This window comes from Pseudoxanthomonas beigongshangi (genome assembly GCF_016820515.1).
GTDB lineage: Bacteria > Pseudomonadota > Gammaproteobacteria > Xanthomonadales > Xanthomonadaceae > Pseudoxanthomonas_A > Pseudoxanthomonas_A beigongshangi.
The window spans coordinates 189,994-213,339 of sequence record NZ_JADHDV010000005.1 but is presented as its reverse complement, the minus strand read 5'-3'; the positions used below and the strand labels follow the sequence as shown (position 1 = coordinate 213,339).

General features: G+C 67.6%; 27 protein-coding genes. 4 read left to right on the top strand and 23 right to left on the bottom strand.

The genetic code is table 11. The features are described from left to right. Positions 1-128 precede the first annotated feature (128 nt). The 11 genes from IQ458_RS05970 to rlmE all read right to left on the bottom strand — a co-directional run bounded on the left by IQ458_RS05970 (position 129) and on the right by rlmE (position 11,270). On the bottom strand, positions 129-1,421 hold the full coding sequence (locus tag IQ458_RS05970; RefSeq protein WP_203322209.1) for an adenylosuccinate synthase: 1,293 nt from the start codon (positions 1,419-1,421) through the stop codon (positions 129-131). A gap of 374 nt (positions 1,422-1,795) precedes the next feature. Then, positions 1,796-1,981, bottom strand: coding sequence for a DUF2065 domain-containing protein (locus IQ458_RS05965; protein WP_141456082.1), 186 nt, complete (start codon positions 1,979-1,981; stop codon positions 1,796-1,798). A 178-nt stretch (positions 1,982-2,159) separates the two neighbouring features. Continuing rightward, entirely contained in the window at positions 2,160-3,023 is an 864-nt protein-coding gene (gene hflC, locus IQ458_RS05960; RefSeq protein WP_183638223.1) for a protease modulator HflC, read from the bottom strand. Beyond that, positions 3,020-4,150 carry an FtsH protease activity modulator HflK gene (gene hflK, locus IQ458_RS05955; RefSeq protein ID WP_183638227.1) on the bottom strand — a complete coding sequence of 377 codons (1,131 nt, stop codon included), beginning with the start codon at positions 4,148-4,150 and terminating at the stop codon, positions 3,020-3,022. The genes hflC and hflK overlap by 4 nt, the downstream gene beginning before the upstream one ends. A 321-nt stretch (positions 4,151-4,471) precedes the next feature. Next, the gene (gene hflX, locus IQ458_RS05950; protein WP_141456079.1) at positions 4,472-5,773 is read right to left on the bottom strand and encodes a ribosome rescue GTPase HflX; all 1,302 of its coding nucleotides are present in this window, start codon (positions 5,771-5,773) and stop codon (positions 4,472-4,474) included. 119 nt (positions 5,774-5,892) lie between these two features. Then, entirely contained in the window at positions 5,893-6,174 is a 282-nt protein-coding gene (gene hfq, locus IQ458_RS05945) for an RNA chaperone Hfq (protein WP_141456078.1), read from the bottom strand. A 117-nt stretch (positions 6,175-6,291) separates the two neighbouring features. Then, positions 6,292-7,248, bottom strand: a complete 957-nt coding sequence (gene miaA / locus IQ458_RS05940) for a tRNA (adenosine(37)-N6)-dimethylallyltransferase MiaA (protein WP_203322208.1) — start codon at positions 7,246-7,248, stop codon at positions 6,292-6,294. A 240-nt stretch (positions 7,249-7,488) separates the two neighbouring features. Further along, the gene (gene folP, locus IQ458_RS05935) at positions 7,489-8,388 is read right to left on the bottom strand and encodes a dihydropteroate synthase (protein ID WP_203322207.1); all 900 of its coding nucleotides are present in this window, start codon (positions 8,386-8,388) and stop codon (positions 7,489-7,491) included. Then, a complete protein-coding gene (locus IQ458_RS05930) occupies positions 8,388-8,558 on the bottom strand; it encodes a glycine zipper domain-containing protein (RefSeq protein WP_203322206.1) in 171 nt (56 codons plus the stop codon). The genes folP and IQ458_RS05930 overlap by 1 nt, the downstream gene beginning before the upstream one ends. A gap of 104 nt (positions 8,559-8,662) precedes the next feature. Beyond that, positions 8,663-10,588 carry an ATP-dependent zinc metalloprotease FtsH gene (gene ftsH, locus IQ458_RS05925; RefSeq protein WP_183641128.1) on the bottom strand — a complete coding sequence of 642 codons (1,926 nt, stop codon included), beginning with the start codon at positions 10,586-10,588 and terminating at the stop codon, positions 8,663-8,665. Between the two features lie 49 nt (positions 10,589-10,637). Next, entirely contained in the window at positions 10,638-11,270 is a 633-nt protein-coding gene (gene rlmE, locus IQ458_RS05920; RefSeq protein WP_203322205.1) for a 23S rRNA (uridine(2552)-2'-O)-methyltransferase RlmE, read from the bottom strand. 99 nt (positions 11,271-11,369) lie between these two features. Here rlmE and yhbY point away from each other — a divergent pair, with 99 nt between their 5' ends. Genes yhbY through IQ458_RS05905 form a run of 3 tightly spaced genes read left to right on the top strand, consistent with a single transcriptional unit; the run spans position 11,370 to position 12,695 of the window. Continuing rightward, entirely contained in the window at positions 11,370-11,675 is a 306-nt protein-coding gene (yhbY, locus tag IQ458_RS05915) for a ribosome assembly RNA-binding protein YhbY (RefSeq protein ID WP_183638258.1), read from the top strand. Between the two features lie 28 nt (positions 11,676-11,703). Further along, positions 11,704-12,087: an Mth938-like domain-containing protein gene (locus IQ458_RS05910; RefSeq protein WP_192199332.1), complete on the top strand. Its 384-nt coding sequence runs from the start codon at positions 11,704-11,706 to the stop codon at positions 12,085-12,087. Continuing rightward, a complete protein-coding gene (locus IQ458_RS05905; RefSeq protein ID WP_203322204.1) occupies positions 12,084-12,695 on the top strand; it encodes a D-Ala-D-Ala carboxypeptidase family metallohydrolase in 612 nt (203 codons plus the stop codon). The genes IQ458_RS05910 and IQ458_RS05905 overlap by 4 nt, the downstream gene beginning before the upstream one ends. 273 nt (positions 12,696-12,968) lie before the next feature. Here IQ458_RS05905 and IQ458_RS05900 read toward each other — a convergent pair whose 3' ends face one another. Genes IQ458_RS05900 through surE form a run of 4 tightly spaced genes read right to left on the bottom strand, consistent with a single transcriptional unit; the run spans position 12,969 to position 15,842 of the window. After that, on the bottom strand, positions 12,969-13,751 hold the full coding sequence (locus tag IQ458_RS05900) for a peptidoglycan DD-metalloendopeptidase family protein (protein ID WP_425504638.1): 783 nt from the start codon (positions 13,749-13,751) through the stop codon (positions 12,969-12,971). A gap of 19 nt (positions 13,752-13,770) precedes the next feature. After that, positions 13,771-14,382: a YqaA family protein gene (locus tag IQ458_RS05895; RefSeq protein WP_192199330.1), complete on the bottom strand. Its 612-nt coding sequence runs from the start codon at positions 14,380-14,382 to the stop codon at positions 13,771-13,773. Positions 14,383-14,388: 6 nt separating this feature from the next. After that, positions 14,389-15,066: a protein-L-isoaspartate(D-aspartate) O-methyltransferase gene (locus IQ458_RS05890; RefSeq protein WP_183638273.1), complete on the bottom strand. Its 678-nt coding sequence runs from the start codon at positions 15,064-15,066 to the stop codon at positions 14,389-14,391. After that, positions 15,063-15,842: a 5'/3'-nucleotidase SurE gene (surE, locus tag IQ458_RS05885; RefSeq protein WP_141456067.1), complete on the bottom strand. Its 780-nt coding sequence runs from the start codon at positions 15,840-15,842 to the stop codon at positions 15,063-15,065. Before surE ends, IQ458_RS05890 begins: the two co-directional genes overlap by 4 nt. A gap of 90 nt (positions 15,843-15,932) precedes the next feature. Between surE and IQ458_RS05880 the strand changes: the two genes are divergently transcribed. Further along, positions 15,933-16,469 carry a Smr/MutS family protein gene (locus IQ458_RS05880; RefSeq protein WP_183638276.1) on the top strand — a complete coding sequence of 179 codons (537 nt, stop codon included), beginning with the start codon at positions 15,933-15,935 and terminating at the stop codon, positions 16,467-16,469. 97 nt (positions 16,470-16,566) lie between these two features. Here IQ458_RS05880 and truD read toward each other — a convergent pair whose 3' ends face one another. The 8 genes from truD to kdsA all read right to left on the bottom strand — a co-directional run bounded on the left by truD (position 16,567) and on the right by kdsA (position 23,263). Next, positions 16,567-17,613, bottom strand: coding sequence for a tRNA pseudouridine(13) synthase TruD (gene truD, locus IQ458_RS05875; protein WP_203322203.1), 1,047 nt, complete (start codon positions 17,611-17,613; stop codon positions 16,567-16,569). Then, positions 17,610-18,101 carry a 2-C-methyl-D-erythritol 2,4-cyclodiphosphate synthase gene (ispF, locus tag IQ458_RS05870; protein WP_203322202.1) on the bottom strand — a complete coding sequence of 164 codons (492 nt, stop codon included), beginning with the start codon at positions 18,099-18,101 and terminating at the stop codon, positions 17,610-17,612. Before ispF ends, truD begins: the two co-directional genes overlap by 4 nt. A gap of 77 nt (positions 18,102-18,178) precedes the next feature. After that, complete coding sequence (gene ispD / locus IQ458_RS05865) at positions 18,179-18,877, bottom strand: 2-C-methyl-D-erythritol 4-phosphate cytidylyltransferase (protein ID WP_203322214.1); 699 nt, start codon at positions 18,875-18,877, stop codon at positions 18,179-18,181. Continuing rightward, positions 18,874-19,245: a cell division protein FtsB gene (ftsB, locus tag IQ458_RS05860; protein WP_183638287.1), complete on the bottom strand. Its 372-nt coding sequence runs from the start codon at positions 19,243-19,245 to the stop codon at positions 18,874-18,876. Before ftsB ends, ispD begins: the two co-directional genes overlap by 4 nt. Positions 19,246-19,248: 3 nt before the next feature. Continuing rightward, positions 19,249-20,535 carry a phosphopyruvate hydratase gene (gene eno / locus IQ458_RS05855; RefSeq protein WP_203322201.1) on the bottom strand — a complete coding sequence of 429 codons (1,287 nt, stop codon included), beginning with the start codon at positions 20,533-20,535 and terminating at the stop codon, positions 19,249-19,251. Beyond that, on the bottom strand, positions 20,532-21,752 hold the full coding sequence (locus tag IQ458_RS05850) for a hypothetical protein (RefSeq protein ID WP_203322200.1): 1,221 nt from the start codon (positions 21,750-21,752) through the stop codon (positions 20,532-20,534). The genes eno and IQ458_RS05850 overlap by 4 nt, the downstream gene beginning before the upstream one ends. Positions 21,753-21,897: 145 nt before the next feature. Beyond that, complete coding sequence (locus IQ458_RS05845; protein ID WP_203322199.1) at positions 21,898-22,389, bottom strand: hypothetical protein; 492 nt, start codon at positions 22,387-22,389, stop codon at positions 21,898-21,900. Between the two features lie 40 nt (positions 22,390-22,429). Next, a complete protein-coding gene (gene kdsA / locus IQ458_RS05840) occupies positions 22,430-23,263 on the bottom strand; it encodes a 3-deoxy-8-phosphooctulonate synthase (RefSeq protein WP_192199325.1) in 834 nt (277 codons plus the stop codon). Positions 23,264-23,346: the final 83 nt, after the last annotated feature.

Sequence of the window (23,346 nt, the reverse complement as noted above, 5' to 3'; positions counted from 1 at the left end):
TGTCTACGGAATCGGGGGCGTACCAATAACGTAGCCCGCCAGAGTTTTCGTCTCGGACATACTTACAAAAAAAGCCCCGCGATGCGGGGCTTTCTTCATTACTCAGTGGACCTAAGCCCAACCTCAACTCAAGCAAACGGATCCTGCAACGTCATCGTATGGTCGCGGTCCGGGCCGGTGGAGACGATGGCCAGCGGGCAGCCGGACAGTTCTTCCAGGGCGCGCAGGTAGGCACGGGCGGCCGGGGGCAGCTTGTCCCATTCGGTGATGCCGTGGGTGGTTTCGGACCAGCCGGGGAATTCCAGGTAGACCGGCTCGCATTCTTCCCAGCCCTGGGCGTCCAGCGGGGCGTACTCGGTTTCCTTGCCGCGGTAGCGGTAGGCGATGCACATCTTCAGCTTTTCCATGCCGTCCAGCACGTCCAGCTTGGTGATGCACAGGCCGGTGATGCCGTTGATGGCCACGGCGCGCTTGAGGGCGACGATGTCGATCCAGCCGCAGCGGCGGGGACGGCCGGTGGAGGCGCCGTATTCCTGGCCACGGTCGCGGATGCCCTGCCCCACTTCGTCGTCCAGTTCGGTCGGGAACGGGCCGCCGCCGACGCGGGTGGCATACGCCTTGGCGATGCCCAGCACGTAGTCGATGGCGTCCGCGCCCACGCCGCTGCCGGCCAGCGCGCCGCCGACGGTGGTGTTGGAGCTGGTGACGTAGGGATAGGTGCCGTGGTCGATGTCCAGCAGGGCGCCCTGGGCGCCTTCGAACAGCACGCGCTTACCCTGCTTGCGCAGGTCGTGCAGGATGCCGGCCACGTCGGACTTCATGGGCTGGACGTATTCGCCGAAGGCCAGCGCTTCGTCGTAGACCTGCTGGAACTCCACCGCGTCCACGCCCAGGTACTTGGTGAGCACGAAGTTGTGGTAGTCCAGCGCGGCGCGCAGCTTTTCGGCCAGTTGGTCGGGGTAATGCAGGTCGGCGATGCGGATGCCGCGGCGGGCCACCTTGTCTTCGTAGGCGGGGCCGATGCCGCGGCCGGTGGTGCCGATGGCCTTGCCGCCGGCGGCCTTCTCGCGGGCCTGATCCAGGGCGATGTGGTACGGCATGATCAGCGGAGCGGCCGGGGAAATCTTCAGGCGCGAGCGCACGTCCACGCCGCTGGTTTCCAGTTCCTCGATTTCCCTGCGGAGGGCGGCCGGGCTGATGACCACGCCGTTGCCGATCAGGCACAGGGCGTCGGGCCGCAGGATGCCGGAGGGAATCAGGTGGAGGACGGTTTTCTTGCCGTTGATGACCAGGGTGTGGCCGGCGTTGTGGCCGCCCTGGAAGCGGACGACCGCACCGATTTCCTCGGTGAGCAGGTCGACGATTTTGCCTTTGCCTTCATCGCCCCACTGGGCGCCGAGAACGACGACTGACTGACCCATGACGGGTAACTCCTTCGCTTGTTGACGACCATCGGGGCCGCCGGGATGGGCCGGACCGGGCGCGGCGTTACCGATGCGGGCCGTCTCCATCGGGGAGGGGTCCACTACGCTGTGCCCAGACACGGAAAAAGCCGGCGGGGTTGGCTCTGGCGAGCGCCCGTCCGGCTTTTGTGCATTATCCGGGTTTTGGGTGAAGGGGGCTACCCCGATGGCTGAATGGGGGGCAATCCGGCCAAGGGGCCCCGCCCCGTTTCTTGTGGGAGCGACGTGAGTCGCGATGGGCGACCTGGCTTCCGGAGCCAGTTGAGCGACCGGGCATCGCGAATCGCGACTCACGTCGCTCCCACATGAGAGGCACAGGGAGGCTGAGACCCTCAGTGGCGCAGCCACCAAAGCAGGGTCAGGCCGATGATCAGGACCAGGCCGCCGGCCTGGCGGATCTGGGCGTCGGGCAGGTTGAGCAGTTGCAGGGCCATCCGCTTCCACAGCCCCGGCGAGACCAGCAGGAACAGGCCTTCCAGGACGGCGACCAGGCAGAGGGCGGACCAGAGATCGGGCATTGGGGCCGGGATTGGGTAGGAGCCGGGATTGGGGATTAGCAGAAGCGTTGCTGGCGGATAGCTTCAGGTATCGGGGCTTCTCTTCAGTGCGGGGCATCACCCGCCCTCAGCCATTCGGCGACCGGGATCCGCCGTTGCGAATCCCGAATCCCCACTCCCCAATCCCGAGCGACCGCGCTTAGCGGTCGCTCTTCAAGTACTGCAAAAACGGATCGTCCTTGTCCAGGACGATGACGCTGTTGCCGTCGGCGAAGGACTTCTTGTACGACTCCAGGCTGCGCTGGAAGGCGAAGAACGAGGGGTCCTTGTTGGCGGCGGCGGCGTAGATGCGGGCGGCTTCGGCGTCGCCTTCGCCGCGCAGGCGCTGGGCGTCGCGTTCGGCTTCGGCCACCAGCACGGCCTGGTCGCGATCGGCCTGGGCGCTGATGGTGCGGGCCTGCTCTTCGCCTTCGGCGCGCAACTGGCTGGCGACCTGCTTGCGCTGGGCGCGCATGCGCTCGTAGACGTCGGTGATGACCTGGCTGTCGGTGGGCAGGTCGATCTGCTTCAGGCGCAGGTCGGTGATGCGCATGCCCAGGGTGGCGGCGCCCTCGTTGATGGCCTTGAGCTGGGCGGTGACGATCTGGTTGCGATCGCCGGAGACCAGCTGGGTCAGGGTGCGGGCGTTGATTTCGTTGCGCAGCGAGTCGGTGATGATCGGCGCTAGGCGATCATTGACCAGCTTTTCGTCGCCGCCGGTGGCACGGTAGAACGCGCGCACGTCGGAGATGTGGCCCACGGCGAAGAAGTCGATGCTGACGTCCTTGCGCTCGGAGGTCAGGTAGCGCTCGGGCTGGGTTTCCAGCACCTGGAAGCGGCGGTCGAACACGCGCGCGGTTTCCACCAGCGGCCACTTGAAGTGCAGGCCGGGCGGGATGTCGGCGCGGGCCACGCGGCCCAGGTTGAGCACCAGGCCGGTCTGGTCCTCGCGGACCACGTACACCGAGCCCATCAGGCCCAGCACGATGGCGACCAACAGCGCCACGATTGCGGGAAGTCTCATCGTCCACTCTCCTCACGTCCGGCCGATCGCGCGGGACGCTCGGCACTGCGCAGCGGGGTTGTCGCGCTGCTTTCCACGGCGGGCATCACCACTTCCGGCGCCGGGGCGCTGGACGATGCCGGTGCGGCACCCGTCTGCGCGGGCATCGGCAGGTAGATCAGCTGGCGGCTGTCGCCGCCGATGACCTTGCGGTTGTTCTGTTGCAGCACCTGCTGGACGGTATCCAGCCACAGGCGCTTGCGGGTCACGTCCGGCGCGTTCTTGTACTGCTCCTGGAGCAGGCTGAAGCGGTCGGCGTCACCCTGGGCGCGGGCAACAGTGGCGGCCTTGTAGCCTTCGGCCACGGTGCGGGTACGCGCCGCGGTACCGCGTGCCTCGGGCACGATGCGGGCGGCGTAGGCGCGCGCTTCGTTGACCAGGCGATCCTTGATCTGCTGGGCCGAGTTGACCTCGTCGAAGGCCGGCTTCACTTCTTCCGGCGGACGCGCGTCGGGCAGGTTGAGTTCGGTCACGACCAGGCCGGTCCGGTAGGTATCCAGCGAGGCCTGCAGGCGTTCCTTGGCCTGGCTGCCCAGCGGGCCGCGCTCGCCGAGCACGGTGTCCAGATCCGAGCGGCCCACCTGTTCGCGCACGGCGCTCTGCGCGGCCTGCTGCAACACGTCGTCGGCGTTGCGCGAACCGTACAGGTACAGGCGTGGATCGGCGATGCGGTACTGCACGTTGACCGACACGGTGACGATGTTCTCGTCGCGGGTCAGCACTGGCATGGTGTTGCTGAAGTTCTTGATCTCGGTGGCGTTGACCTTGGTGACGCTTTCAATCGGCCACGGCCACTTGAAGTTGGGTCCCGGCTGCATGACGCGGGAGAACTGGCCGAAGCGCAGGACCACGCCGCGCTGCTGTTCGCCGATCAGCTGGAAGCTGGAGAACAGGACCAGCAGCAGCAGCGCCACGCCGATCCAGCGCAGCGGGCCGTTGCCGTCGAAGGAACCGCGCAGGCGGTCCAGCAGATCGCCCAGTCCGCCGCCACTGTTGCCGCCGCGGGGATTCCAGCCCCGTCGGTTGTCGTTGTTGCCGTTTCCGCCGCCGCTGCCAGAGCCGCCGCTTCCAGGGGTGTTCCAGGCCATGCCCACTCCGTCGTCAATGATGCGTGGGCCGAAACCGACGCGTTTCCGATTCTACAAGATAGGGCCGCCCGGCCGCCGGACAAGGGCTGAAGGGCATGGGGCGGGCGGTTTTTTGCCGGGTGGCTGGCGGGATGCGGGGATGTTTTGCGGGGTGGGCGGGTTTCCGGTCGCGACTTACGTCGCTCCTACGCGGGCGGCGGGGCTTTTTGTGGGAGCGACGTCAGTCGCGACCGGGAAGCTGGAAGACCACTGGAGGTTTCGTCACGTCGGCGGGATTGCGGTCGCGACTCACGTCGCTCCCACAACACACAGGGTAGGTGATCAGAAGGTGTCTTCGACGGGTTCGGGGAGCAGGGTTTCCAGGGCGTGGCCGCCCGCTTCGGCGGCCAGCCGGCGCGCGTCGGCCAGGGCCATGTCCAGGTCCAGGTGCCAGCCGGTTTCGTCGTGGCGTTCGCCGCGCACCGCGCCGAGCGCGTGCAGGCGGGAACGCAATCGCGCCGAGCGCTCGCCCAGGTGCACAGTGCCGATGATCCGTTCCAGCCCGAGTTTCTGTGCCAGCGCTTCCTTCAGCACATCCAGCCCTGCGCCGTCGCGCGCGGAAATCCACACGCGCTCGTGGCCTTCGTTGGGCTGGTCGTGGCGCGGTTCGGCGCCTTCGATGCGATCGATCTTGTTGAACACCAGCAACTGCGGAATGTCGCCGGCACCAATCGCCTGCAACACTTCATCGACCTGGGTGATACGTTCCTCGCGCAGCGGATCCGCGGCGTCGATGACGTGCAGTAGCAGATCCGCTTCGCGCGCCTCGGACAGGGTGGAGCGGAACGCGGCGACCAGTTCGTGTGGCAGATCGCGGACGAAGCCGACGGTGTCGGCCAGCACCACGCCGCCGCCGGGCAGCTCGATGCGGCGCACGGTGGGATCCAGGGTGGCGAACAGCTGGTCGGCGGCGTAGGCCTCCGCGCCGGTCAGCGTATTGAACAGGGTGGATTTGCCGGCATTGGTGTAGCCGACCAGGGCCACGCGCGGCAGTTCGCTGCGCACGCGGGCGCGGCGCATCTGGGTGCGCTGCACTTCGACTTTTTCCAGCCGCTTCTGCAACTGCTCCACCCGCTTCTGCAGCAGGCGGCGGTCGGTTTCCAGCTGGGTTTCACCCGGGCCGCGCAGGCCGATGGAACCACCGCGCTGGCGCTCCAGGTGGGTCCAGCCGCGCACCAGCCGGGTGGCCATGTGCTTGAGCTGGGCCAGTTCCACCTGCAGCTTGCCTTCGTGGCTGCGGGCGCGCTGGGCGAAGATGTCCAGGATCAGGCCGGTGCGATCCAGCACGCGGCGTTCCAGGAATTTCTCCAGGTTGCGCTCTTGGCCGGGCGAAAGCGGATAGTTGACCAGTACCAGATCCGCGCCGGTGGCTTCGGCCGCGGCCTTGACCTCTTCCAGCTTGCCGCTGCCGATCAGGGTGGACGGATTGGGCCGATCGATGCGGGCGGTGAGCAACGCCGCGATGCTGGCGCCGGCGGAGCGGGCCAGATCGGTGAATTCCTCGGCGGCGCCATCATCCGGCGGGCCGCCGGCGTGGGGCTGGATCAGGAGGGCGTGTTCGCCTTTGCGGGAACGTTCGAACATGGAAAGCGGTTTGGACTCGATTTCAGGGAGGATCCGGTCGCGCCAGGCTCCCGGATCCCATCACATGGGGGCGGTCGCCCCCGATTTCACCCTGGAATCTCCACCGGTTCCCCGGGTGTTTACTCGGTGTCTTCTTCTTCTTCGCCCGCCGCGCCGCCCTCATTGGACTGCACGTAGCCGCCACCCGGTCCCACGCGCACGTTGCGCGCCGGCACCACGGTGGAAATGGCGTGCTTGTAGACCATCTGGCTGACCGTGTTGCGCAGCAGGACCACGAACTGGTCGAACGATTCGATGGTGCCCTGCAGCTTGATGCCGTTGACCAGGTAGACCGAAACCGGCACCCGCTCGCGGCGCAGAGCGTTCAGGAAAGGATCCTGCAAGGATTGCCCCTTGGACATTGTGGCGAACTCCCGAAGTGTTGCTTATAGGAATAATTGTGGTGTTTCCGGGTCCGCGCGCTTGTATCCCCTGGCGGCCCGGCCCCCGATGTTACACAACCGGGGCGGTTTGACCAGCTACGGGGCGCCCAGAAATTGCTGTCGGGCCCGCTCCAGGGCGGCCTGGTCGCGCCCGGGGTCGAACCAGCGGGCGTCCAGTTCGCCCCGCAGCCAGGTCAATTGGCGCTTGGCAAGCTGGCGGGTGGCGTAGATGGCGCGGTCGCGGAATTCGGTGGCGGAGACGGCGCCGTCCAGGTGTTCCCAGGCCTGGCGGTAGCCCACCGCGCGCACCGCCGGCAGGTCCAGTGGCGCGGCCACGGCCTGCATTTGCGGCAGCGCGCGCAGCCGACGGACCTCGTCCAGGAAGCCCTCGGCCAGCATGGCGTCGAAGCGCTGTTCGATGCGCGCGTGCAGCACGGCGCGATCGGCCGGCGCCAGCACCAGCTTGAGCACGCGGAACGGCAGGCGCGGTGGCCCGGGTTCGCGCTGCCATTGGCTGATCGGCTTGCCGCTGAGCCGGTAGACCTCCAGCGCACGCTGGATGCGCTGCGGGTCGGTGGCGTGGATGCGCGCGGCCGCCTCGGGATCGACCCGGGCCAGCTCGGCATGCAGGGCTGGCCAGCCGCGTTCGGCGGCTTCGGCGGCCAACGCGGCGCGGGTGTCCGGATCGGCTTCGGGCATCGGCGCCAACCCTTCCAGCAGCGCACGGAAATACAGCCCGGTCCCGCCGGCCAGAATCGGCAGCCTGCCGCGCGCGGCGATGTCGGCCAGCGCCGCGCGCGCGTCGGCGGCGAATTCAGCGGCCGAATAAGTCTGCCACGGCTCCCGCACGTCGATCAGGTGATGCCGCACCCGCGCCTGCATCGCCGCGTCCGGCTTGGCTGCACCGATATCCAGCCCGCGATACACCAGCGCCGAATCGATGCTGACGATTTCGCCATTGCAGCGCTCGGCCCATTCCATCGCCAGCGCCGTCTTGCCCGAGGCGGTCGGGCCCATCAGGGCAATGGCGAGGGGACGGGTGTCGGCGGGCATGGGGGTGGTTGGGGATTGGAGATTCGGGATTCGGGATTCGGGATTGGGGATTGGGGATTGGGGATTGAAGGAGGTTGGGCTTTTGCCTCCCCCTTTGAAAAAGGGGGATTGAGGGGGATTTGCTTTTGGCGCCAAGAGCAAATCCCCCGTCACCTGCTTCGCAGGTGCCCGCCCCCTTTGTAAAAGGGGGCTATGCATTTCTCCCGATCGAAGGAAGGCTGCGGAGAGCTGTCGTCTCCCTCAATCCTCATCCGGCCAGCGAATCGTCGGCGCCGCGGCTTTGGCGCGCGGCTGCGGCACCGCGGCCACCGCATTCCACACCTTCAGCGCATCCACCGTGGCGGCCACATCATGCACGCGCACGATCGCCGCGCCACGCTGGACGGCAATCAGGTGCGCGGCGACCGATGCGGCGACGCGCTCGCTGGCGACATCACGCCCGGTGAGTTCTCCCAGCGAGCGCTTGCGCGACAGCCCCGCCAGCACCGGCACGCCGAGTTCGACGAAGCGCTCCAGCTGCGCCAGCAATGCAAGGTTGTGCCGGGTGTTCTTGCCGAAGCCGAAACCGGGATCGACGATCAGGTTCTTCTTGGCGATGCCGGCCATCTCCGCGGCGAAGATGCGCTCGGCCAGGAAGCGATGGACGTCTCCGACCACGTCGTCGTAGTCCGGCGCTTCCTGCATGGTGCGCGGCTCGCCCTGCATGTGCATCAGCACCACCGGCACGCCGAGGATGGCGGCGGCTTCGAGCGCGCCTTCGCGGCGCAGGCCGTAGATGTCGTTGATCATGCCGGCGCCGGCCTGCACCGCCGCGCGCATCACTTCCGGCTTGAAGGTGTCGATGCTGATCGGCAGCGTGGTTTCCTTCGCCAGCCGCTCGATCACCGGCACCACCCGACGCAGTTCTTCTTCCACGGAAACATCCGCGGCGCCGGGACGGGTCGACTCACCGCCGATGTCGAGGATGTCCGCACCCTCCTCCGCCAGCTTCAGACCGTGGGCGACCGCCGCCTCCAGAGTGTCGTGTGCGCCGCCGTCGGAGAACGAATCCGGGGTGACGTTGACGATGCCCATCACCCGCGGGCGATCGAGCTTGAGAATGCGACCGGCACAGTCGAGTTGCGGGGTGGTGTCGAACATCAATCGGGATCCTTGGGTTTGCGGGAAGCGGCCGCGGCGGACAGCCCGCCGCCAATCGCCACGCCCAGCGCCAGCCACAGGGCCAGGTTGCCGGTGGCCACACCGACGGCGGCGCCGGTGGCGATGCCCAGCGCGATGGCCACGCCGGGGTTGGTCTTGAAGTTCTTCATGAAGGACTCCTGCGCACGTTCGGCCGCCCGATGCGGCCCATTATCCACGCAAAACAAAAGACGGCCGAAGCCGTCTTTCGTGACCTTCCGGATGAGCGCCCGACTCAGGTCTGGGCGGCCGGACCGCCCAGCGGCGGCAGCGGGCGCGATTCCGGCTTGTCGCCGTCCTTGCCCGACTTGCCCCAGCCGGCCGGCGGCGGCGGATCGCGGCCTTCCATGATGGCGTCGATCTGCGGCGCATCGATGGTCTCGTATTGCAGCAGCAACTGGGACATCGAATGCAGCTTGTCGAGGTTTTCGGTCAGGATGCCCTTGGTGCGCAGGTAGGCGCGATCCAGGATGGCCCGGACCACTTCGTCGATGCGGCGCGCGGTCTCGTTGGAGACGTTCTTGTGCTGGGTGACCGAGCGGCCCAGGAAGACTTCGTCCTCTTCCTCACCGTAGGCGATCGGACCCATCTCGTCGCTCAGGCCCCACTTGGTGACCATGTTGCGGGCCATCTTGGTGGCGCGCTCGATGTCGTTGGAGGCACCGGTGGTGACCTTGTCGGCACCGAAGATCAGCTCCTCGGCGACGCGGCCACCGTACAGCGAACACAGCTGCGACTCGATGGCGACACGGTTGAGGCTGTACTTGTCGCCTTCCGGCAGGTACATGGTCACGCCCAGCGCGCGGCCGCGCGGGATGATGGTGACCTTGTAGACCGGGTCGTGCTCCGGCACCAGCCGGCCGACGATGGCGTGGCCGGCCTCGTGGTAGGCGGTGAGGGTCTTCTCGTCCTCGCTCATGGCCAGCGAGCGGCGCTCGGTGCCCATCAGGATCTTGTCGCGCGCGCGGTCGAAGTGATCCATGCGCACTTCCTTGGCGTTCTCGCGGGCGGCGAACAGCGCGGCCTCGTTGGCCAGGTTGGCCAGGTCGGCGCCGCTGAAGCCGGGGGTACCGCGGGCGATCACCATCGGCTCGACGTCGTCGGCCAGCGGCAGCTTGCGCATGTGCACGCGCAGGATCTGCTCGCGGCCCTTCACGTCGGGCAGGCCGACCACCACCTGACGGTCGAAGCGGCCCGGGCGCAGCAGCGCCGGGTCCAGCACGTCCGGACGGTTGGTGGCGGCGATGACGATCACGCCCTCGCCTCCCTCGAAGCCGTCCATCTCGACCAGCAACTGGTTCAGGGTCTGCTCGCGCTCGTCATGACCGCCGCCGAGGCCGGCACCGCGATGGCGGCCGACCGCGTCGATTTCGTCGATGAAGATGATGCACGGCGCATGCTTCTTGGCCTGCTCGAACATGTCGCGCACGCGGCTGGCGCCGACGCCGACGAACATTTCGACGAAGTCGGAACCGGAAATGCTGAAGAACGGCACGCGGGCTTCGCCGGCGATGGCCTTGGCCAGCAGGGTCTTGCCGGTGCCGGGCGGGCCGACCATCAGCACGCCGCGCGGAATCTTGCCGCCCAGCTTCTGGAACTTGCCCGGATCACGCAGGAACTCGACCAGCTCGCCGACTTCCTCCTTGGCCTCGTCGCAGCCGGCGACGTCGGCGAAGGTAATCTTCACCTGGTCCTCGCCCTGCAGCTTGGCGCGCGACTTGCCGAAGCTCATGGCGCCCTTGGCGCCGCCGCCGCCCTGCATCTGCCGCATCATGAAAATCCAGAAGCCGATGATCAGCAGGACCGGCAGGAAGTTCAGCAGGATCACGCCCAGGCTGATGCCCGATTCCGGCGCGTCGCGGGTGATGGTGACGTTCTTGCGGACCAACTGGTTGACCAGTTCATCGTCGGCCGGGCCGTAGACCGTACCGGTCTGGCCGTCGGCGCGCTTGTACTCGATGGCATTGGTGGTCAGGTTGCCGTCCTTGGTGAAGCGCACCGAGGACACGCGGCCGTTGTCGACCTCGCGCAGGAACTCGGAGTAGGTGACTTCGCCACCACCGGCACCCGCGCCCATCTTCGGCGAAAAGCTCTGGAACACCACCATCAAGACGACGGCGACGACTACCCACAGCAGCAGATTCTTGGTCAAGTCGTTCATCCTCATCGGCCCCGCCGTTCCTCTTTCACGATATCCACGTTAAGCCACCTTACTTCATCCGGGCACGTTTGCCCTGCCCCAGCGCATAGACCTCCGGCGACCGCTTGCGCGAGGCGTCCGGCTTGCGGATGACCACCTTGTCGTACCGGCGCCTCAGTTCCTTGACGTAGTCGTCGAAACCGGTGCCCTGGAACAACTTGATCAGGAACGCACCACCGGGCTTGAGGTGGCCATCGGCGAATTCCATCGCCAGTTCGGCCAGATACATCGCCCGCGGCTGGTCCACCGCATCCACACCACTCTTATTGGGGGCCATATCGGACAGCACAAGGTCCACCGGCTGCCCGTCCAGCATGGACTCCAGCTGGGATAACACGGCCTGTTCCCTGAAGTCTCCATGAAGGAATTCGACGCCGGCCAGCGGCGGCATGTCCAGGATGTCCATTGCCACCACCCGGCCGCTGTCGCCCATGGCCTGGCGGACGAACTGGGACCAGCCGCCCGGGGCGGCCCCCAGGTCGACCACCACCATGCCCGACTTGAGTAGGCGATCGCGTTCCAGCAGTTCTTCCAGCTTGTAGGCGGCGCGCGAGCGCATGCCCTCGGCCTGCGCCTTCTTCACGTAGGGGTCGGAAAAGTGCTCGCGGAGCCAGCGTTGGCTGCTTTTGCTGCGTGTGGCCATGAGGGCGTCAATCTCCGCCGGCCTTGCGACAGCGGGCGGAACGGCGGCGGGAAAGGCCGCCATGATACCCTGAACACCCTTTCCCACCCTGATTTGTGCATGCCCGTCGTTCTGACCTCCGCCCAGACCCGTTTCCTGCGTGGCCAGGCCCATGACCTGAAAGCGCTGCTGCAGATTGGCGGCAAGGGAGTCACCCCGGCGTTCATCGCCGAACTGGACGGCGTGCTGGAACACCACGAGCTGATCAAGGTGAAGGTGGCAGGCGAGGACCGCGAGGCCCGCGACGCGATGATCGCCGAACTGGCCGAGCAGACCGGCGCGGCGCTGGTCCAGCGCATCGGCCACACCGCCGTGCTGTACCGCCCCAGCAAGGAACGCCGCCAGATTGTCCTGCCGCGGGCCTGACGGCCTGCCCGGCTCCGAGTCGCCTCCCATGCAACTGAGCCACGAACTCCCCGATTACGCCTACACCCTGCGCGCGGCCGACGGCCGCAGCGCCAAGGTCAACGATCGCGTGCTGACCGCCAGCTTCGTGCTGTCGCCGTCGGAGCTGCGCGAGGACTGGGGCCCGCGCGACGTCGCCTCGCTGACGCCCGAGGACCTCACCCCCCTGCTGGCATTGCAGCCGGAGGTCATCCTGCTGGGAACCGGTGACCGCCAGATCTTCCCGCCGGCCGCGGTCATGGCCGCCGGCCTGACCCGCGGTGTGGGCATCGAGGTGATGACCAATGCCGCCGCCGCCCGCACCTTCAACGTGCTGGCCAGCGAATCGCGCCGGGTGGTGGCCGGGTTCCTGCTGGACGCCCCGGCCGCGTGAACCGGCGGCGGGCGCTGATCGCGCTGCTGTCGCTCCTGCTGCTGGCCGCCTGCCAGCGCGCCCTGTTCGCGCCGGAAACCGCCGAACAGCGCTTCGCCCGCTGGCACCGCGACCACGCCGCCGAGGCTGGCGCCTATCAAGACTGGCTGGCGTCACAAGGCGTGGCCGAGGTCATGCCGTTGTCGTCGCTGCTGCGGACCTCGCGGCGTTGGCAACGGTGCGAGGCCGCCGAGTTCGCCGTGCCGCCCCAGGCCGAATGGGCCGGGATCCTGCCGACCCTGTGGTTGCTGCGGCAACTCCAGACGGAAGGGCTGGTGGATGGCCGGCGCATCCGCTCCGGCTGGCGCGACGCGCACACCAATGCCTGTTCCGGCGGCAGCACGCGCAGCCAGCATCTGCGCAACCGCGCGCTCGATCTGGATCTGGATCCTGCGGTGCCACCCGAACGTCTGTGCGGTTACTGGCGGCGGCATGGGCCTGCCTTGCGGATGGGCCTGGGTTTCTACTCCACCGGACACATCCACATCGATACGGCGGGCTTCCGCACGTGGGGCAACGATCACACCCGGCGCACCTCGTTGTGCATGCAACCGCCACATTCCCTGTAGGAGCGACGTAAGTCGCGACCCGATAGGCTTCCGCTCAAAAGGCATCGCGACTGACGTCGCTCCCACAGGAGTGGTCATGGCGCCGTGGCGCAGACCCAATATGCAGTGGCGGGCGTGATGTGAGTCGCTGGCCTGCGGCGTGCCGATGATTTCCGGTCGCGACTTACGTCGCTCCTACAGGGCTTGGCCCATGCGCAAGGCAGCCTCGCATGAACCCACCATTGTAGGAGCGACGTCAGTCGCGACGGGTGTTTCGCCCGCAGGAAGGAAAGCTCAGCGCTTGGGCAGGTACAGCTGCGGATCCACCGGCTTGCCGTTGTAGCGGATCTCGAAGTGGAGCATCTCGCGGGCGGCACCGGAGCTGCCCATTTCCGCAATCTGCTGCCCGGCCTTCACGTTCTGGCCTTCGTTGACCAGGCGCTTGCGGTTGTGACCATAGGCCGACAGCCAGGCTTCGCTGTGCTTGACGATGATCAGTTCGCCGTAGCCGACCAGGCCGGCGCCGGAATACACCACCACGCCGTCGGCGGCGGCGCGCACCGCCTGGCCGCCGGAGCCGGCGATGTCGATGCCCTGCTTGGTGGCGTCGCCGGCGATGAAGCGTCCGATCACGTGGCCGTCCGCGGGCCAGCGCCAGTTGAAACCGCTGCTGACCGGTGCGGCCTGTGGCGGTGGCGGCTTGGGCGCGCTGGTGGCCGGCGGCGTCGTGGGACGCGGCGTGGTACCCGCCGTGGCGGTGCCGGTGCTGGCCGGCGGGCGGCTGCCGGAGGATGGATACAGGCGCAGGGTCTGGCCGGGATAGATCGTGTAAGGCGAGCCGATGCCGTTCCAGGCGGCCAAATCACGGAAGTCGATGCCGTTGCGGAAGGCCAGGCCGTACAGGGTGTCGCCGCGCTGCACGCGCACGGTCTGCCCATACTTGGGCTGCGACACGATCCTGCCACCGCCCGAGGAACCGGTCTGCCGGACCACCGTGCTGTGGCAGGCCGCCAGGCCGGCCATCACCGCGATGCTCAGAACAAGGGCACGTGTGGCTTTCGTCATCCGTTCACTCACCTTCTGCGGATACCAGGAATCAGGTGGAGGCGCGCCAGACCAGCCAGCCGACCAGCGCCACCACCAGTGCGGTGGCAATCCAGCCCACCGGTTCGATCCAGCGGCGCAGCGCCGCCTCGGCACGCGCCCCGCCCAACCGGATCGCGATGCCCAGCAGGTACACCCGCTTGCCGCGTCCGATCAGCATGCTGAGCACGTATTGCAGCATAGGCACGCCCACGATACCCGACGCCCACGTGAACACCTTCATCGGGATCGGCATGAAGCCACCGAGTACCAGGAAGGTGAAGACCGCCCACGGCGACTCGGCCATCTTGGCCTTCACCAGGCCGATACCCGCCTCGATGCTGTCGAGCATGCCCAGCGCGGCGAACAGCGGCTTGAGCGCCTCGAAGGCGTAGTGGCCCAGCGCGTAACCGACCAGCGCGCCGGCCATGGAGCCGGCCAGGCTGAGGGTGGCGAACCACAGCGAGCGCTTCGGATTGGCCACGCACATCGGGGCCAGCATCACCTCCGGCATCACCGGGAAGATGATCGCCTCGATGAAGCTCAACCCGGTCAGCAGCGCGGGCGCGCGCGGATGCCGGGCCCACTGGATCGCGCGCTCGTACAGCGGTTTGAAGATCTGCATCCGCGATCAGTCCAGGGTGCCGGACAACAGGGGAACGAACACGACCGGCGCCAGGGTTTCCTCCTGCACGCTGCCGTCCTCGCGCTTGGTCAGCTTGACCAGCGATTGCGAACCGGAGCCACCAACCGGGGCAATCAGATGACCACCCACCGCCAGCTGATCGATCAGCGCGTTGACCAGCGCCGGCGCGGCGGCGGTGACCAGGATGCCGTCGTACGGCGCATGTTCCGGCCAGCCGATGCGGCCGTCGTCATGCTTGCTGCGCACGTTCATGCCGAGCTGGCGCAGGCGCTTGCGCGCCTGGCGCAGCAGGTCGCCGATGCGTTCGACGGTATAGACCTCCAGTCCCAGCGCGGCCAGCACCGCGGCCTGGTAGCCGGAACCGGTGCCGATTTCCAGCACCTTCTTCGGCGCGCCCTGCAGCAGCGCCTCGGTCATGCGCGCCACCACCCACGGCTGCGAGATGGTCTGGCTGTGGCCGATCGGCAGCGCGGTGTCCTCGTAGGCTCGCGTGGCCAGCGCCTCGTCGACGAACAGATGGCGCGGTACCAGCCGGATGGCGTTGAGCACGGTCTCGTCGCGGATGCCGGACTCACGCAGGCGCTCGACCAGGCGATCGCGCACGCGCTGCGAGGTCATGCCCATGCCCACGGCTTCCGGTTGCAGGCGCAGCCGCGGGGTCACGCCGGGTTCTCCAGCGAGGAGGTCAGGCCATCGACCCAGCCGGCGACCTTTTCCAGCGCCTGGTAGCGGGTCAGATCAACGTGGATCGGGGTGATGGAGATGTTGCCCATGCGCACGGCATGGAAGTCGGTGCCCGGGCCGGCATCCTGTTCCGGACCGGCCGGGCCGATCCAGTACACGGTGTTGCCGCGCGGATCCTGCTGGGTCACGCAGGGTTCGGAGCGATGGCGGTTGCCGAGCCGGGTGACCTCGAAGCCACGCACTTCGCTCCACGCGCGATCCGGCACGTTGACGTTGAGGATGGTGTCGGCGGGCAGCGGATCGGCCTTCAGCCGGGCAACGATTTCCACCGCGGCGCGCGCGGCGGTTTCGAAATGGCGCGGCTCGTGATTGCGCGAGACCAGCGACATCGCCACCGCCGGCAGGCCGAGGAAGCGCCCTTCCATCGCCGCCGACACGGTGCCGGAATAGATCACGTCGTCGCCGAGGTTGGCGGAATTGTTGATGCCGGACACCACGATGTCCGGTTCGAACTCCAGCATGCCGGTCAGCGCCAGGTGCACGCAGTCGGTCGGCGTGCCGGCGACGCTGCAGGTGTAGTGGTCGATCCGCTTTAGCCGGATCGGCAGATCCAGGGTGAGCGAGTTGCTGGCGCCGGAACGATCGCGATCCGGCGCGATGACGAACACTTCATGGCCGGCCTCGCGCAACCCCTCCGCCAGAATGCGGATGCCGGGGGCGTCGACGCCGTCATCGTTGCTGACAAGTACGCGCATGTGCTTCCTCGGGGGACGGCCCATGATACCGGAAGCGGATGACCGCTTCCCGCGCTTGCGTCACGCGCCCGCCGCGCTACGCTGTGGGCCATGTCCGATCCCCCCGAAGACGACGACGCCGCCTTGTTCCGCCAGGCCATCGGCGAGGTGAAGCCGATGGCGGACGCCGCGCCGCCTCCACGGCCGCCGAAGCCGCGCCCCGCCGCGCGCATGGCCGAACGCGACGAGGTGGACGCGCGCAGCGAGTTCCAGCGCGGGCTGGACGACCTGGCGCTGCTGGAGGCCGGCGACGTACTCAGTTTCCGCCGCGACAAGGTGCCGCCGCGGGTGTTCCAGCGCCTGCGCAAGGGCCAGTTCTCGGCCCAGGACGAACTGGATCTGCACGGCGCCACCGCCGCCGAGGCCGAACGCCTGCTGCGCCAGTTCATGCAGGAGGCCCATGCGCACGAGCATGGTTGCGTGCGCATCATCCACGGCAAGGGCCGTCGCAACGAGCGCGAGATTCCGGTGCTGAAGAACCTGGTGGATCGGCTGTTGCGCCAGCGTGGCGACGTGCTGGCGTTCCATTCCGCGCCCGCCACGCAGGGCGGGACCGGCGCGGTGCTGGTGCTGCTGGCGCGGCGCTGACGGGTCGGCGCGATACAGGACGCCCATCGAATCGACGCATGCGGCAACCACCGGCCCCGCTCCGCCATGCCTTCGCGCATGACGCGCGGCCGCCCGCTCAGGATGCCTGCGCCTCGCGATCCGCTTCCACGACTTCGCCCAGCTCATGCAGCAGCGCGGTGGCGTAGCTGCCCGGCGGCAGCGCGAACCCCAGCGACAGCACGTCATCGGCGAGCCATTCCCAGGCCATTGCCTGCGGGCGCAGGCGCAGCGCGCGGCGTTCCTGGCGCAGCTCCGCCTGCTCGAGTCCGCCGCGCAAGCGATGGGCGGTATCGTCGGCCAGCGCGGCCAGTTCCAGTTCACGGCATTCCCCGGTGGTGCGCAGTTCCCCGGCGCCCCATAGCGGGCCGCTGGGGTGGATGTCGAATGCGGCCAGGCGCTGCGCCAGGGTGTCGTTCCACGGCTCCGGGCCGAATACGCTGCGACTGCCGTCCAGCATCCACACTTCGCCGTCCATGCCCTGGTTCCAGTTGCCCGCGGTGATGCGCGCAGTCAACACCCGGTTGAACAGCTCCGAACGCGCGGCCGACAGCAGCATCGAGCGCTGATCGCGGCGCACCCGGCGGCCACCGAACATCGCCAGCGCCGCGGCGACGTTGCCGCCGTCGCGGCCGAACCGTTGTTCGCCGAACCAGTTGGGCAGACCCTGCGCGGCGATGTCCGCCAGACGCTGTTCGATCTCCGCGCGATCTCCGCGCACATCGCGCAATACCAGCACGAAACGGTTGCCTGCCAGCGCGCCGCGCGGCAGCTTGCGGTTATGCCAGGTCGATTCCAGCACCTGCAGGTCGTCCGCGTTGAGGGCGGCGATGTCAGGGGCATTGCGCCTGGGCAGGTGCACGCTGAAGCGCTGGCGGGTCACCGCGTGGCGATCCTTCAGGCCCGCATAGCCAATCGCCATCTCCTGCAGTCCGGCCCAGGCGGCGATGCGCTTGGCCGCGAAGGCGGTATTCATGCCGCGCTTTTGCACGGTCAGCAGCAAGTGCTCGCCCTCGCCGGTGGGTTCGAACCCGGGCAGTTCCTCGACGAAGAAATCCTCCGGCGTGGCGCGGAAACGCGCCGCCAGCACCGATGCGCCGAAGGCGCGCGGCAGTTCCGAGCTCACGCACGCACCAGCAGCACCACCGCCTGCGCGGCGATGCCTTCGCCGCGGCCGGTGAAGCCGAGCTTCTCGGTGGTGGTCGCCTTGATGGCGATGGCGTCGATGTCGGTTTCCAGGTCCTGGGCGATGGCGGCGCGCATCACGTCGGCGTGCGGGCCGACCTTGGGCCGTTCGCCGATCACGGTGACGTCGGCGTTGCCGACGCGCCATCCGCGCTCGCCGATCAGGGCATTGCAGTGGCGCAGGAAATGGCGGCTGTCCGCGCCTTTCCAGCGCGGATCCGAAGGCGGGAAATGCTTGCCGATGTCGCCCAGCGCGAGCGCGCCGAGAATGGCGTCGCACAGCGCGTGCAGCACCACGTCGCCGTCGCTGTGCGCCAGCACGCCGCGATCGTGCGGCACGCGCACGCCACCCAGCATCAGATGGTCGCCATCGCCGAAGGCGTGGACGTCGAATCCCTGGCCGATGCGGATGGAAGGAAGGTCGTGCATGTGCATATCCAACAAAAAAGAAGCCGGGTTGTCACCGGGAGAAGCGCCGCGCCGGGACGGCGCTCCTGCCGGAAGCGTCAGCGGCCGCGCTGGGCCAGTATGAACTCGAAGCGCGCCAGATCCGCCGGGGTGGTGATCTTGAAGTTGTCCTCGGCGCCTTCGATCAGCAGCGGGCGCAGGCCCTGCCGCTCCATCGCCATCGCCTCGTCGGTGACTTCGATGCCATTGCCGGCTGCGGCTTCCAGCGCGCGTTGCAGGTGCAGGCGGCGGAACAGCTGGGGGGTGAAGGCACGCCACAGCCGCTCGCGCGGTTCGGTGCCGTCGATACCGCCGTCGTCGCCGGCCCGCTTGAGCGTGTCGCGCACCGGCGCGGCGAGGATGGCGCCGATCGGGTCGTTGCGTCCGCGTTCAAGCAACTGGGCCAGATCGGCCAGCCCGAGGTTGGGCCGTGCGGCGTCGTGCACCAGCACGAAGTCGTCGGCGCGCACGTCGTCAGGCAGCGCGTTGAGCCCGGCCAGCACCGACTCGGCGCGGGTCGCGCCGCCGGTGCAGGTCAGCAACGGCCGGCCGGCGAACGAGGTCCAGCCCGGCCAGTCCGCATCGTCGGCCGACAACGCCAGCACCGCGCCCAGCACGGCATCGTGCGCGAACAGCGCCTCCAGCGTGTGTTCCAGCAGCAGCCGGCCGGCCACGCGCAGGTACTGCTTGGGAATCTCGCCACCAAAGCGCGTGCCGCGCCCGGCGGCGGGAATCACCGCCCAGATCCCGGCCATCAGGGCTGGTGCTCCGGTTCGGCGATCGGGGCTGGTTCGGCGGCGGCTTCACCGTCCTCCGTGGCCACGGGCGGTGCCGGCACCGGTGCGGTCGGTTCCACCACGCGGTAGAACTTCTCGCCCGGCTTGATCATGCCCAGTTCGCTACGCGCGCGTTCCTCGACCGCCGCCTCGCCGGACTTGAGGTCTTCGACTTCGGCGGCGAGCGCGTCGTTGCGTTCCTGCAGGCCGGCGTTCTCGCGTTTTTGCACGACCACCTGGCTTTCCAGCGCGACCACTTCACCCGAACTGCCCGCGCCGAACCAGAACCGGTATTGCAGCCAGGCCAGCAGCAGCGCCAGTACCAGCAGCAGCCAGACCAGTCGGCGCATGGCTTACTTCTTCAGCGAGACGAAGGCGTTGCGGCCCGCATAGCGCGCCGCGCTGCCCAGTGCTTCCTCGATGCGCAGGAGCTGGTTGTACTTGGCCACGCGATCGCTGCGGCACAGCGAGCCGGTCTTGATCTGGGTGGCGGTGGTCGCCACCGCGATGTCGGCGATGGTGGTGTCTTCGGTTTCGCCGGAGCGGTGCGAGACGATCGCCGCGTAGTTGGCGTGATGGGCCATGGCGATGGCTTCCAGCGTTTCGCTGAGGGTGCCGATCTGGTTGACCTTGATCAGGATGGAGTTGGCCGTGCCGGACTCGATGCCTTCCTTGAAGATCTTCGGGTTGGTGACGAACAGGTCGTCGCCGACCAACTGCACCTTGTTGCCGATGCGATCGGTCAGCAGCTTCCAGCCGGCCCAATCGTCCTCGGCCAGGCCGTCCTCGATGGTGATGATCGGGTACTGGGCGGCCCAGTCGGCCAGGAAGTCGACGAACTGCTCGCTGGTCAGGCGCTTGCCCTCGCCCACCAGGTGGTACTTGCCGTTGTCGAAGAACTCGCTGGAGGCCACGTCCAGGCCCAGCAGCACGTCCTCGCCGGCGGTGTAGCCGGCGCGGCCGATGGCTTCCAGGATGGTGTCCAGCGCTTCGACGTTGCTGCGGAAGTCCGGGGCGAAGCCGCCCTCGTCGCCCACCGCCGTGCTCAGGCCGTGGCCCTTGAGGACCGACTTGAGCGAATGGAAGATTTCGGTGCCCGCGCGCAGCGACTCGGCGAAGGAGTCGAAGCCCACCGGCAGCACCATGAACTCCTGGAAGTCCACGTTGTTGTCGGCATGCGCGCCGCCGTTGATGATATTCATCATCGGCACCGGCAAGGTCACCGCGTCGCCGCCGGCCAGATAGCGCCACAGCGGCTGTTTGCGCGAGGCGGCCATCGCATGGGCGTTGGCCAGCGACACGCCCAGCAGCGCATTGGCGCCCAGGCGCCCCTTGTTCTCGGTGCCGTCCAGGTCGATCAGACGGCGATCCAGGCCTTCCTGATCGGCCGAATCGAAGCCATGCAGGGCATTGGCGATCGGGCCGTTGACGTTCTCGACCGCCTTGCGCACGCCCTTGCCCAGGTAGCGGGTCTTGTCGCCATCGCGCAGTTCCACCGCTTCCTTGGTGCCGGTGGAGGCGCCGGACGGCACCATCGCGCGGCCGAACGAGCCGTCGGCCAGGGTGACCTCGGCTTCGAGGGTGGGATTTCCGCGGCTGTCGAGGATTTCGCGGGCATGGACTTTGGCGATCGTGGTCATGAGGGGTCGGCCAGACTGTTCAGTTTGAGTAAGGGGACGAAATCGTTCGGAAGGTTACAGGTTTCCGGGGCCAGACGGGCGATGTAGAGGGCCAGCAGGCCAGTGGCCTGCAATTGGCGCGCGCCCGCCGGTGAGCTGATTTCAGCCCCTTCATGATACTGCTCGACCATCGTTCCGACGTTCAGCATGCCGGCCAGCAGGTCATTGGCGCGGCCCTGGGCATCGGCCGGCAGCTCGTAGCCGAACGACTTCGAGATACCCACATGGGCCAGCAGTTCGTAGGCGGCCTTGAACAGGCGCGGCAGTTCCGGGCTGTCGGCGAAGCGGGCGTTTGCTCCCTCCAGGTCGAAACCATGGTCGTTGCCCCGCGCAAGGCACTGCCTGACCTGCGGCATCGCCGCCATCAGGCGCGTGTATTCAGCTTCGCTCCACACGCTCGAATAGGCCGGTCCCGTCCTGCAGCGCAACCGGTCGTCGGCGGTGCGCAGGCCGCGCGGGTTGTCCGGTGTGGTCATCAACAGGCGGACGAACGTCTCCGAAGGGGCGCAGCGGCCACCCATCATCTGCGAACCGAACAGCCGTTCCATGCCGGCGCCGCGCAACTGGTGCGCGGCCCGCGGCCCGGTCAGCGGCCCCAGCATGGAGGCGGCCATCGGCAGCATCGCCAGCTCGCGCATCTGCTTCATCAGTTCCGTGCGACCACAGCTCGGCGCGTCAAGCGGAGTCGCCAGTTCCGGCACCTCCACCAGGCGGGCGTAGTCACGGATCTGCCGTTCCAGTTCTCCCGAGGCCATCACCGCCTCCATGCGTTCAGCGAACTTGCTGTCGTCCCGATCCTCACGGCCACGTCCGGCTTCGCACTGCCGGAGCTGCTCCAGTTCGGTGACAAAGGCGTGGCGTTCGGCCGGCGTCCAGGGCACCACGGACGCCTTGCGCAGGAGGTCGACCAGTTCGGCGCGACGCGCGGGATCGGATTCGGCCCTGGCGGCGAATGCGGGCAGTTCGGATTCGGTCAGCGGCAATACCTTGGAGCCGGCCAGATCCTCGGGGTCTTCCGGTAGCCTCCATGCGTCGGATTCCCGTGCCTGGGCCATCGACATGCCGGCCACGACCAACGCCAACGCCCATGCGCAACGACGGCCGGAAAAACGAGTGGGTACAGGACGGAGGAATTGGAAGCGGAGCGTGCGCGGGGAAGCGCCGGGGATACGGATCATGCGTAGACAAACACCGGAAATGAAAGACGAACAGCCGGATTCGGCCACGCCTCGATTATCCCCACCGGGTTGGCCCCTGCCAAATCACAATGACGTGCGCAGTGGATGCTTGTCGTACGAATCACACGCTTGTCCGCAAAACCGTTCAACGCGTCTTCGGCGAAGCGGATTGCTCATGGAGGCGCAGGATGATCTCCAGCCCTTCATCCATCCCCTGCTCCGGAGCCGACAGGCGCCGCGAAAACGGACGCACGCGCAGGTGGCGCGCATCGACCGCACCATCATCATCCGCCATGACCAGCGCCAAGGTGCCCACGTTTTCCCCATGCACCAGCCAAGGTCCGCAGGCGGGCCCGGGCGCATGCCCCGGAAGCGGGGAGTACGGATCCGATTCGAACAGCACGCCGTGCGCCGCCGGGCGCCCCTTGATGGCTTCGACGAGTTCGTAGTCCGCTTCGACCCGCATGTAGGTGCCGCCCGCGGGTGGCGCCACTTTCCGGTAGCGGATCAGGCGCGCGACGAAGACGTGGCTGCTTTGCCGGTAGCCTTCCGCCAGATCGTCCTCGGGAATGCCGCTGCCGATCGAACAGGCGAGCGCGGGAGTCCCTGCCCCCGCGATGCCCAGGATGCTCAGCAACCACAGCGATTTCATCGCCGGCCGCATGTCCGTGGATGGCTTACAGCGTCTGTTCCAGGAACGCCGAACGCTTGGTGACCGAATCCAGCGCCAGCAGGGTTTCCAGCAACGCTTCCATCTTGTCCAGCGGCCACGCGTTGGGGCCGTCGGACAGCGCCTTGGACGGATCCGGATGGGTCTCGGCGAACAGGCCGGCCACGCCGACCGCAACCGCCGCGCGCGCCAGCACCGGCACGAACTCGCGCTGGCCGCCGGAGCTGCTGCCCTGCCCGCCCGGCAACTGCACCGAGTGGGTGGCGTCGAATACGACCGGGCAACCGGTATCGCGCATCACGCTGAGCGAGCGCATGTCGCTGACCAGATTGTTGTAGCCGAAGCTGGCGCCGCGTTCGCACACCATGATGTCGTTGTTGCCGGTGGACTTGGCCTTCTCGACGACCGGTTTCATGTCCCACGGCGACAGGAACTGGCCCTTCTTGATGTTGACCGGGCGGCCGGCCGAACAGACCTTCCTGATGAAATCGGTCTGGCGGACCAGGAAGGCGGGGGTCTGCAGCACATCCACCACCGAGGCGACTTCGTCCATCGGGGTGTATTCGTGCACATCGGTCAGCACCGGCACGCCAATCTGCTTCTTCACCTCGGCCAGGACCTTCAGGCCCTCTTCCATGCCGGGGCCGCGGAAGCTGGTGCCGGAGGTGCGGTTGGCCTTGTCGAAGCTGGACTTGAAGATGAAGTTCATCCCCAGCTTTCCGGTGATTTCCTTCAGCCGGCCGGCGACATCCAGTTGCAGTTGCATGGACTCGATCACGCAGGGACCGGCGATCAGGAACAGGGGCTTGTCCAGGCCGACTTCAAAACCGCAGAGTTTCATTGCAGTACCTCGTAGGAGCGACGTCAGTCGCGACCGTAACACCAGGACACCGGCCCGGATCGCGACGTTTCGCGACCGGTCCG

Coding starts and splice junctions, on each gene's coding strand:
- hflC (WP_183638223.1), bottom strand. CDS start 3,023: ATGAGACTTCCCGCAATCGTGGCGCTGTTGGTCGCCATCGTGCTGGGC.
- eno (WP_203322201.1), bottom strand. CDS start 20,535: ATGACCACGATCGCCAAAGTCCATGCCCGCGAAATCCTCGACAGCCGC.
- hflK (WP_183638227.1), bottom strand. CDS start 4,150: ATGGCCTGGAACACCCCTGGAAGCGGCGGCTCTGGCAGCGGCGGCGGA.
- IQ458_RS05895 (WP_192199330.1), bottom strand. CDS start 14,382: ATGCAGATCTTCAAACCGCTGTACGAGCGCGCGATCCAGTGGGCCCGG.
- IQ458_RS05850 (WP_203322200.1), bottom strand. CDS start 21,752: ATGATCCGTATCCCCGGCGCTTCCCCGCGCACGCTCCGCTTCCAATTC.
- IQ458_RS05880 (WP_183638276.1), top strand. CDS start 15,933: ATGTCCGATCCCCCCGAAGACGACGACGCCGCCTTGTTCCGCCAGGCC.
- miaA (WP_203322208.1), bottom strand. CDS start 7,248: ATGCCCGCCGACACCCGTCCCCTCGCCATTGCCCTGATGGGCCCGACC.
- rlmE (WP_203322205.1), bottom strand. CDS start 11,270: ATGGCCACACGCAGCAAAAGCAGCCAACGCTGGCTCCGCGAGCACTTT.
- surE (WP_141456067.1), bottom strand. CDS start 15,842: ATGCGCGTACTTGTCAGCAACGATGACGGCGTCGACGCCCCCGGCATC.
- IQ458_RS05965 (WP_141456082.1), bottom strand. CDS start 1,981: ATGCCCGATCTCTGGTCCGCCCTCTGCCTGGTCGCCGTCCTGGAAGGC.
- kdsA (WP_192199325.1), bottom strand. CDS start 23,263: ATGAAACTCTGCGGTTTTGAAGTCGGCCTGGACAAGCCCCTGTTCCTG.
- hflX (WP_141456079.1), bottom strand. CDS start 5,773: ATGTTCGAACGTTCCCGCAAAGGCGAACACGCCCTCCTGATCCAGCCC.
- ispF (WP_203322202.1), bottom strand. CDS start 18,101: ATGCACGACCTTCCTTCCATCCGCATCGGCCAGGGATTCGACGTCCAC.
- IQ458_RS05970 (WP_203322209.1), bottom strand. CDS start 1,421: ATGGGTCAGTCAGTCGTCGTTCTCGGCGCCCAGTGGGGCGATGAAGGC.
- folP (WP_203322207.1), bottom strand. CDS start 8,388: ATGTTCGACACCACCCCGCAACTCGACTGTGCCGGTCGCATTCTCAAG.
- IQ458_RS05910 (WP_192199332.1), top strand. CDS start 11,704: ATGCAACTGAGCCACGAACTCCCCGATTACGCCTACACCCTGCGCGCG.
- yhbY (WP_183638258.1), top strand. CDS start 11,370: ATGCCCGTCGTTCTGACCTCCGCCCAGACCCGTTTCCTGCGTGGCCAG.
- ftsH (WP_183641128.1), bottom strand. CDS start 10,588: ATGAACGACTTGACCAAGAATCTGCTGCTGTGGGTAGTCGTCGCCGTC.
- IQ458_RS05930 (WP_203322206.1), bottom strand. CDS start 8,558: ATGAAGAACTTCAAGACCAACCCCGGCGTGGCCATCGCGCTGGGCATC.
- hfq (WP_141456078.1), bottom strand. CDS start 6,174: ATGTCCAAGGGGCAATCCTTGCAGGATCCTTTCCTGAACGCTCTGCGC.
- ftsB (WP_183638287.1), bottom strand. CDS start 19,245: ATGCGCCGACTGGTCTGGCTGCTGCTGGTACTGGCGCTGCTGCTGGCC.